This is a genomic window from Burkholderia sp. B10, assembly GCF_004368385.1.
GTDB classification, from domain to species: domain Bacteria; phylum Pseudomonadota; class Gammaproteobacteria; order Burkholderiales; family Burkholderiaceae; genus Burkholderia; species Burkholderia vietnamiensis.
The window spans coordinates 24298-33392 of sequence record NZ_PQMX01000067.1 but is presented as its reverse complement, the minus strand read 5'-3'; the positions used below and the strand labels follow the sequence as shown (position 1 = coordinate 33392).

The 9095-nt window shown below is 70.2% G+C and carries 7 protein-coding genes; 3 read left to right on the top strand and 4 right to left on the bottom strand.

All coding sequences use genetic code 11. From position 1 onward, the window contains the following. Positions 1-186 precede the first annotated feature (186 nt). On the bottom strand, positions 187-714 hold the full coding sequence (ppa, locus tag C3Y15_RS25430; protein WP_011885693.1) for an inorganic diphosphatase: 528 nt from the start codon (positions 712-714) through the stop codon (positions 187-189). A 239-nt stretch (positions 715-953) separates the two neighbouring features. Between ppa and C3Y15_RS25425 the strand changes: the two genes are divergently transcribed. From C3Y15_RS25425 to C3Y15_RS25415, 3 genes are all read left to right on the top strand, one after another. Beyond that, on the top strand, positions 954-2393 hold the full coding sequence (locus C3Y15_RS25425; protein ID WP_069246290.1) for an aldehyde dehydrogenase family protein: 1440 nt from the start codon (positions 954-956) through the stop codon (positions 2391-2393). An 84-nt stretch (positions 2394-2477) separates the two neighbouring features. Next, positions 2478-3236, top strand: coding sequence for an SDR family oxidoreductase (locus tag C3Y15_RS25420; RefSeq protein WP_011885695.1), 759 nt, complete (start codon positions 2478-2480; stop codon positions 3234-3236). Between the two features lie 142 nt (positions 3237-3378). Then, the gene (locus C3Y15_RS25415; RefSeq protein ID WP_011885696.1) at positions 3379-4683 is read left to right on the top strand and encodes an MFS transporter; all 1305 of its coding nucleotides are present in this window, start codon (positions 3379-3381) and stop codon (positions 4681-4683) included. A gap of 125 nt (positions 4684-4808) precedes the next feature. On the opposite strand, the gene C3Y15_RS25410 is transcribed toward C3Y15_RS25415, so the two are convergent. The 3 genes from C3Y15_RS25410 to hemC are packed head-to-tail and all read right to left on the bottom strand — an operon-like array spanning position 4809 to position 8982. Beyond that, positions 4809-5996, bottom strand: coding sequence for a heme biosynthesis protein HemY (locus tag C3Y15_RS25410; RefSeq protein ID WP_011885697.1), 1188 nt, complete (start codon positions 5994-5996; stop codon positions 4809-4811). 2 nt (positions 5997-5998) lie between these two features. Next, positions 5999-7981, bottom strand: coding sequence for a fused uroporphyrinogen-III synthase HemD/membrane protein HemX (gene hemDX, locus C3Y15_RS25405; protein WP_069246292.1), 1983 nt, complete (start codon positions 7979-7981; stop codon positions 5999-6001). Further along, entirely contained in the window at positions 7981-8982 is a 1002-nt protein-coding gene (gene hemC / locus C3Y15_RS25400; protein WP_011885699.1) for a hydroxymethylbilane synthase, read from the bottom strand. The genes hemDX and hemC overlap by 1 nt, the downstream gene beginning before the upstream one ends. Positions 8983-9095 lie beyond the last annotated feature (113 nt).

Below are 9095 nucleotides of genomic sequence, written 5' to 3'. Positions count from 1 at the left end.
ACCCGTCACCGCCGCCCCCCGCCGCACGACCGCCGCGAAACGCGCGCAATCCGCACCGCCCTCCGCCGCACCGCGCCCGCCCGGCGCCCGCGGCAAACCGCACACAAAACAAAACCGCGCGGCCTCCTGACGAGACACGCGCGGTTTGCGATGCTAGCGAACCGGCCGCGAAGCCGGCCATTCGGCTTACTTCTTGTAGTTCGCAGCGCCGTCGGCGATTTCCTTGTGCGCGGCGTCGATGCCGGCCCAGCCTTCGACCTTCACCCACTTGCCCTTCTCGAGCGCCTTGTATTGCTCGAAGAAGTGCTTGATCTGGTCCTTCAGATACTCGGGCACGTCGTCGATCGACTTCAGGTTCGCCGTCATCGGGCAGACCTTGTCGTGCGGCACCGCGACGAGCTTCGCGTCGACGCCCGACTCGTCGGTCATCTGCAGCATGCCGAGCACGCGCGAACGCACGATCGAGCCGGCCAGCAGCGGGAACGGCGTGATCACCAGCACGTCCACCGGATCGCCGTCGCCCGACAGCGTCTGCGGGATGTAGCCGTAGTTCACCGGATAACGCATGCCGGTACCGATGAAGCGGTCGACGACGAGGAGGCCCAGCTCCTTGTCGGCTTCGTACTTCACCGGATCGCTTTGCGCGGGGATCTCGATGATCACGTTGAAATCGTGCGGCAGGTCCTTGCCGGCCGGAACATGATTGAAGCTCATAGCGCTCTCTGTTGGTCGATGGGAATGCGGCGCAGGGTGCCTCGACCGGTGCGCGGCCGCGGGCCTCCCCGCAGGGAATGCGCCATTATAGCCAATCGACCGGTGGCGTCCGGATGACGATCGGCGTGATAATCGGTCCGGACGTTCTGCCACTGACCGCGAGCGATGCCGCACGGCGGCCGCGATGCACGGCCGCCGCGGCACCCGCGGTACGCGCCCCCCCGGAGACAGGAGCACGCATGGAACAGGCGAAGCACTTCATCGCAGGCGAATGGACGCTGCCCGCGCAGCTGGAGCCGATTGCCGTCGTCGACCCGTCCGACGGCCGGCCGTTCGCGACGATCGCGCGCGGCACGGCGCCGGACATCGAACGCGCCGTCGCCGCGGCGCGCGACGCCTTCGCGGGCCCGTGGGGCGCGGCGAGCGCCGCCGAGCGCGGCCGCGTGCTGATGCGGCTGTCCGCGCGCGTCACCGATTGCATCGAAGAGCTCGCGACGATCGAGGCGCGCGATACCGGCAAGCCGCTGAAGCAGGCGCGCGCGGACGCCGCCGCGCTCGCGCGCTATTTCGAGTTCTACGCGGGCGCCGCCGACAAGCTGCACGGCGAGACGCTTCCCTACCAAGCCGGCTACACGGTGCTGACGGTGCGCGAGCCGCACGGCGTCACCGGCCACATCGTGCCGTGGAATTACCCGATGCAGATCTTCGGGCGCAGCGTCGGCGCGGCGCTGGCCGCCGGCAACGCGTGCGTCGTGAAACCGGCCGAGGACGCATGCCTGTCGGTGCTGCGCGTCGCCGAGCTGGCTATCGAGGCCGGGCTGCCGGCCGGTGCGCTGAACGTCGTCACCGGCTACGGTCACGAAGCCGGTGCCGCGCTCGCGCGCCACCCCGGCATCGACCACATCTCGTTCACCGGCTCGCCCGCGACCGGCAAGCTGGTCGCCCAGATGGCCGCCGAGAATCACGTGCCCGTCACGCTCGAGCTCGGCGGCAAATCGCCCCAGATCGTGTTCGCCGACGCCGACCTCGACGCCGCGCTGCCGGTGCTCGTGTCGGCGATCGTGCAGAACGGCGGGCAGACCTGCTCGGCCGGTAGCCGCGTGCTGATCGAGCATGCGGCCTACGAGCCGCTGGTCGAGCGGCTCGCCACCGCGTTCAACGGGCTGCGCGTCGGCCCGAGCCGCGCGGACCTCGACTGCGGCCCGCTGATCAACGCGAAGCAGCAGCAGCGCGTCTGGGACTTCCTGTCCGACGCGCAGCACGACGGCATTCCGATGGCCGCGCAAGGCCAGGTCGTCGCCGACGCGCCGGAAAGCGGCTTCTACCAGGCGCCCGCGCTGCTGCGCGACGTCCCGCCGTCGCATCGGCTCGCGCAGGAGGAAGTATTCGGCCCGGTGCTCGCGGCGATGCGCTTCGTCGACGAGGAAGAAGCCGTCGCGCTCGCGAACGGCACGCCGTACGGGCTCGTCGCCGGCATCTGGACGCGCGACGGCGCGCGCCAGCTGCGCCTCGCGCGGCGCGTGCGCGCGGGCCAGGTGTTCATCAACAACTACGGCGCGGGCGGCGGCGTCGAGCTGCCGTTCGGCGGCGTCGGCCATTCGGGCCACGGGCGCGAGAAAGGCTTCGAGGCGCTGTACGGCTTCACCGCGCTGAAGACGATCGCGATCCGGCACGGCTGAACCGCGCCGCGCGGGCGGAAGCAGCCGGCAGCGGCCGGCCGCGCAGCGGCGCACCCTGCACTCTTCCAACACAGGAGACACACCATGCGGTTGAGCGGCAAGACGGCCGTCGTCACGGGCGGCGGCTCGGGCTTCGGCGAAGGGATCGCGAAGACGTATGCGCGCGAAGGCGCGAACGTCGTCGTCAACGACCTGAACGGCGCGGCGGCCGAGCGCGTGGCGAGCGAGATCGCGCTGGCCGGCGGCAAGGCGATCGCATTCGCCGGCGACGTGTCGCGCGACGCCGACTGGCGTGCCCTGCTGCAGGCCGCGCTCGACGATTTCCATGCGGTGCAGATCGTCGTCAACAACGCGGGCACCACGCACCGCAACAAGCCGGTGCTCGACGTGACGGAAGCCGAATTCGATCGCGTGTACGCGGTGAACATGAAGAGCCTGTTCTGGAGCGTGCAGACCTTCGTCCCGTACTTCCGCGCGCAGGGCGGCGGCGTGTTCGTCAACGTCGCATCGACGGCCGGCGTGCGGCCGCGCCCCGGCCTCGTCTGGTACAACAGCACGAAGGGCGCGATGATCACCGCCAGCAAGTCGCTCGCGGCCGAGCTCGGCCCCGACCGGATTCGCGTGAACTGCATCAACCCGGTGCTCGGCGAAACGGGCCTGATGACCGAGTTCATGGGCTGCGAGGACACGCCCGAAAACCGCCGCCGGTTCCTGTCGACGATTCCGCTCGGCCGCTTCTCGACGCCGCAGGACATCGCGAACGCCGCGCTCTACCTTGCATCCGACGAAGCCGAGTTCATCACGGGCGTCTGCCTCGAAGTCGACGGCGGCCGCTGCATCTAGCACGACGGCAACGGCGCCGCGCCGCCGCGGCCGGCCGGCGCCGGCGTCCCGCACCGGCCATGCTTCGCACGACACCGGATCGGGCGCCCGCGCGCCCGATCCGGCCCATCACGACCCACGACAAGAAAGGACAGGAGACAACATGGCAACATCGACGCATTCGCTGCCGGGCTCGTCCGGCGCATTCGAGGAAGCGACCTACCGCAAGGTGTCGTGGCGGCTCACGCCGCTCCTGCTGCTGTGCTACGTGGTCGCGTATCTCGATCGCGTCAACGTCGGTTTCGCGAAGCTGCAGATGGCGAGCGACCTGAATCTGAGCGATACCGTCTACGGGCTCGGTGCCGGGATCTTCTTCTTCGGCTACTTCCTGTTCGAGGTGCCGAGCAACATCATCCTGCACAAGGTCGGCGCGCGCGTGTGGATCGCACGCATCATGGCCACGTGGGGCGTGATCTCGATCCTGACGATGTTCGTCACGACACCCGCGATGTTCTACGTGATGCGCTTCCTGCTCGGCGTCGCCGAGGCCGGCTTCTTCCCCGGCGTGATCCTGTACCTCACGTACTGGTATCCCGCGCACCGGCGCGGCCGGATGACCACCTTCTTCATGACGGCCGTCGCGCTGTCCGGCGTGATCGGCGGGCCGCTCTCCGGCTTCATCCTGAAGGCTTTCAACGGCGTGAGCGGCTGGCACGGCTGGCAATGGCTGTTCCTGCTCGAGGGGATTCCGTCGGTGCTGGCCGGCGTGCTGGTGTTCTTCGCGCTCGACGACCGCATCGCGCGCGCGGCGTGGCTCACCGACGAGGAAAAGGCGCTGCTCGCGCGCAACGTCGACGCGGAGGAAGCGACCAAGCAAGACCTCGCGCTCGGCGCCGTGATGTCGAGCCCGCGCGTGTGGCTGATGGCGCTGATCTACTTCTCGTTCGTGATGGGGCTGTACGGCGTGGGCTTCTGGTTGCCGACGATCATCAAGGCGACCGGCGTGACCGACACGCTGAAGATCGGCCTGCTGTCCGCGATTCCGTATGCGGCGGCGGTGGTCGCGATGATCCTGATCGCGCGCAGCGCGGACAAGCGGCGCGAGCGGCGCTGGCACCTCGCGATCCCGGCCGCGATCGGCGCGCTCGGGCTCGTGCTGTCGGTGATGTGGGCGCACGAGACGGCGCTGGCGATGCTCGGCCTCACGCTCGCGACGATCGGCATCCTCACGACGCTGCCGCTGTTCTGGAGCCTGCCGACGGCGTTCCTCGGCGGCGCGGCGGCCGCGGCCGGCATCGCGATGATCAACTCGATCGGCAACCTCGCGGGCTTCCTGAGCCCATACATGATGGGCTGGCTCAAGCAGGCGACGGGCGCCAACGATGCCGGCATGTATCTGCTCGCCGCGTTCCTCGTGCTCGGCGGCCTGCTCGCGCTGTCGGTGCCGAAGCGGCTCGTCGACAAATGAGGCGCGCGGCGTGACGCCGCGGCCGGCCGCCGCCCCGCCGGCCAGCCGCGCACACGCGCAAAAAAGCCCCGAAGCCGGAAGGCGTTCGGGGCTTTTGATCGTGCGGCGAACGCGCGCCGCGCGCGTCACACCGTCGTGATCGCGAGCGCGCTTTCGCGATAGTGCTTCGCGGCCTTGTCGGTTTCGCCGAGATGCTCGAACAGGCGGGCCAGCGCGCGATGCGTGCGCACCTTCAGCGCGTCGTTGTCGGCCTGCTTCAGCGCGGCCTCCAGGAACGACTGCGCCTTGCCCCACAGCTGCTGTTGCTGGCACAGCCGGCCGAGCGCGAACAGCAGGTCGGCATCGTCCGGATGATCCTTCTTCCAGCCCTCGGCCCTCTGGATCAGCGGCAGCGCGTCGTTGCCGGCCGTGTCCGGATAGCGGCGCAACAGCCGCGCATCCCAGTTGTGCGCAAGCGCATCCTCGACGATGCGGCGCGCCTCCGTGCGGCGCTCCAGCGACACCAGGAGCTCGGCCGCGAGATCGGCGAGGCGCGGCGACTGGCGCTCGAGCGCCGACAGCGACTGCCACACTTCGAGCAGCGCGTCCGCATCGTGCCGACGCTCGCGCAGCAGATTCTCGGCCGCCTGCTGGCGCAGCCGGACCGCCGCGGCCGGATGCAGCGCGTCGCGCTTCTCGAGCGCCTTCGCCAGCTTCAGCACCTCGGCCCAGTTCTTCAGCTGCTGCTGCGCACGCAGCGCGACCTGCTGCGCATGGATGCGCTTGCCGCCCGCCTGCAAATCGGCCAGCGCGGCGAGCGCACCGTCGGCGTCGCGTGCATCGGCGCGCATGTCGGCCGTCGCGAGCAGCCGCGCGTCCTGCCACTCGGGCGCGTCGACCTTCGACAGCCAATCGTCGCGACGCGTGTACTCGTGCATGCGGTGCGCGGCGGTCGCGGCGACGAGACTCGCCGCACCCTGGTTCGCGTCGACCGCCATCGCATCGCGCGCGGCCTTCTCGGCGCGCGAGAAGCGGCCCGCGTACAGGTTCGCGATCGCATCGCGCAGCGACGACTGCGCCTTCTCGTTGCGCGCACGCGCACGATACGCGGCGACGCGCCGCGGCATCAGCCAGATGTTGCGCACGATGCGCATCAGCGCATAGACGACGATGAACAGCACGACGATGCCGATCACGAACAGGTTCAGCGACACGTCGACACGGTACGGCGGATAGACGAGCAGCACCTGCCCCGCGTCGAAGCGGCCGACGGTGGCGAGTGCCGCGGCGATCGCGAACAGGATCGCGAGCCAGACGATTCCTCGAAGCGTCATCGTTACCCCCGGCTCTTGAACTGCTGAACGGCGTTCAGGCTCGTGTTCAGGTTCGGCACCGCGACCGTCAGCGATGCGCCGTCGACCTGCTTGAGCAGATCTTCGACCGATTGCGTGTCCTTCGAGGCCTGATCGAAATACTTGCCGAGCGACGCCTGCGCAGCATGCAGGTCGGACTTCATCGCCGCGTCGTTGCGCGCGAGCAGCGACAGCCGCGCGGTGAGCAGGCGCAGCTTCACGTTCTCGCGCACGAAGTAGCCCTGGTCGGGCGACGCGAGCATCGCGTCCGCGTTGTCGATGCGGCGCACCTGCACGAGGCCCTTCAACTGCTGGCCGAGGCCCGCCGAGAAATCGTGCCACCACACCTTCCAGCGCGGCTCGCCGGCCACGGCGGCGGGCGCAGCGGACGACGCGGCGGCGGACGGTGCGGCCTTCGGCGCCGCGTGCGCGACGATCGCCTCGCCCGACAGCGGCAGCGCGTCGATTTTCGCGATCGCGTCGTCGAGCTTGATCGCGAGGCCCGTGAGGTCGGCCGACGGCGCGGCCTTCAGCTTCTCGATGTCCTGCGCGAGCGCCTTGCGCACGGTGACGGCCTGGGCGCTCTGCGACGTCGCGAGGCGCGCGTCGGCATTCTGCAGCGCGATCAGCGCGAGCTGCGTGTTGCCGGTCAGCTGCAGCTGCTGGCTCGCGCTCGACAGCATCTGGTCGACTTCCTCGAGCATCCATGCGTCGCGGTTGCGCGACAGGTCCTGGTATTGCTGCTGCAGCGCCTGCTGGGCGCTCTGCGCGTCGGCGAGCTTGCCGTCGAGCTGCGCGAGCTGCGTGTCGACCTGGTGCGTGCCCGTGAGCGCCTGTTCGGTCTTCGCCCGCAGCTCGGCCGTCTGCGCGTCGAGCGACTTCTGGCGTGCGACGAACGAAGCGTCGAGCCGGTCGACTTTGCGGTTCAGCGCATAGCCGCCGACGCCCGCCGCGCAGCCGAGCACGACGATGACGAACCACAGCGCCGCGCTGCCGCCGCGGCGCGCGGGCGGTTCGGACGCAACGTAAGAGGGACTGCGCGGCGGCGCGGAGGCAGCGGCCGGCTGGGAAGCGACGCTTTTGGAATCGTTGGTATCTGTCATGCGTTTAGTCACCGGTGCGGCTGTCGCCGGTTGGACGGCCTCGTCGGCCATCGTTCGAAACGCGCGGACGATGCGCTCATCGCCCGCGCCGGTCAGCGTAATCCTATCAAAACCGAGTGCGCGCGCGGTCTGCTCGATCCGCGGGTGCGGCGCGAGGAGCCGCGCATGCTTCAAGGCGTCGATCTCGGCGTCGTTCAAATGGGTCCGCGCGAGTTCGTGCAGGTTGCGCACGCCTTCGGAACTCGTGACGAGCCACGCGTGCGGTGCGCCGGCCAGCAGCGCATGCACGCGCTCCCACGCGCCGACCCGCGGCTCGGGCACGACGCGCCGGTATGCCGCGACCAGCGTGACCTCGGCGCCGGCTTCGCGCAGGCGCTCGGCGAGCCATTCGCGGCCGCCGTCGCCGCGCACGATCAGCACGCGCTTGCCCGCGAGCGCCTGCGCGCCGCCGAAGGCGGCCTCGATGCAGGCGAACAGGCTTTCCGAATCGTAGCGCGGCACGCCGCCGTCGGCGCCCGCCTGCGGCGCGATCACGCGATGCGCGGGCGCCGCGATCCCGTGACGCGCGAGCGCCGCGACGCTGCCGGGGCCGACGACGCCGACCGGCAGCGCATTCGGCCAGATCGCGCCGTAGTGCGCGAGCGCACGGTCGATCGCGTTCGGCGACACGAAGATCACGAGCGCGTAGTCGGCCAGCGTCGCGAACGCGGCCACGAGCGGCGCCGGATCGTCGAGCGGCGCGATGTCGATCAGCGGAAATTCGAGCACGTCGCAGCCGGCGTCGGCGAGCTGCGCCGCAAGGGCGGCCGACTGGCCGTCCGGGCGGGTCAGGACAGCGGTGAACGCGCGCGCGCCGCCCGCCATCAGGCGTCGCCCTTGCCGACCTGCGAGCCGGCGAGCAATGCATTGACGATGTCGCGCGCGCCCTGCGCGTCGAGCTCGTCGGACACCGCGCGGCCGAGCGCGAGCGCATCGGCGGCGGTCATGACCGCGCCGCACGCTTGCGCGCTCAGCACGCGCCGGCCGTCGGTGGTCGACACGCGGCCGGTCAGGTACAGCTCGCCGGCACGCCACACCGCATGCGCGGCGAGCGGCACTTCGCAGCTGCCGCCGAGCGCGCGCGACACCATCCGCTCGGCTTCGACCGCGAGCGCGGTGTGCGGATCGTGCAGCGGCGCGAGCCATTGCGCGACGTCGCTGCGGTGCGCGGCGATCTCGATGCCGAGCGCACCCTGGCCGGCGGCCGGCAGGCTGTCTTCGACGTCGATCAGCGCGCGGATCCGCGCCTCGAGGCCGAGGCGCTTCAGGCCGGCGGCCGCGAGGATGATCGCCGCGTAGTCGCCGCGGTCGAGCTTCGCGAGGCGCGTGTCGAGATTGCCGCGCAGCGGCAGCACGTTCAGATGCGGATAGCGGGCGCGCAGCATCGCTTCGCGGCGCAGGCTCGACGTGCCGACGACGGCGCCCGCCGGCAGCGCGTCGAGCGATGCGTAGTCGTTCGACACGAACGCGTCGCGCGCGTCCTCGCGCGCCATGATCGCGGCCAGCGCGAAGCCGTCGGGCAGCGCCATCGGCACGTCCTTCAGCGAATGCACGGCGAGATCGGCACGGCCGTCGGCAAGCGCATTCTCCAGCTCTTTCACGAACAGGCCCTTGCCGCCGACCTTCGACAGCGTGCGATCGAGAATCTGATCGCCGCGCGTCGTCATCCCGAGGATTTTCACGTCACAAGCTGGATATAATTTGCGCAGCGCATCACGCACGTGTTCGGCTTGCCACATCGCCAGGCGGCTCTCGCGCGACGCAATCGTCAACGTCGCGGGGGCTGGCGCCGATTTCGGCCCGGCCGAAAAGGTCTCGGAATTCATTGCTGGAACATCGAAGGACGGGATTGAAGACCGAACAATGGTAGCACGCAGGCCCCCGCCCGCCCGGGCGCGGCGCCTGCATCCGCGGCGCCCGGGCGCGCGCGCGGCGCCAC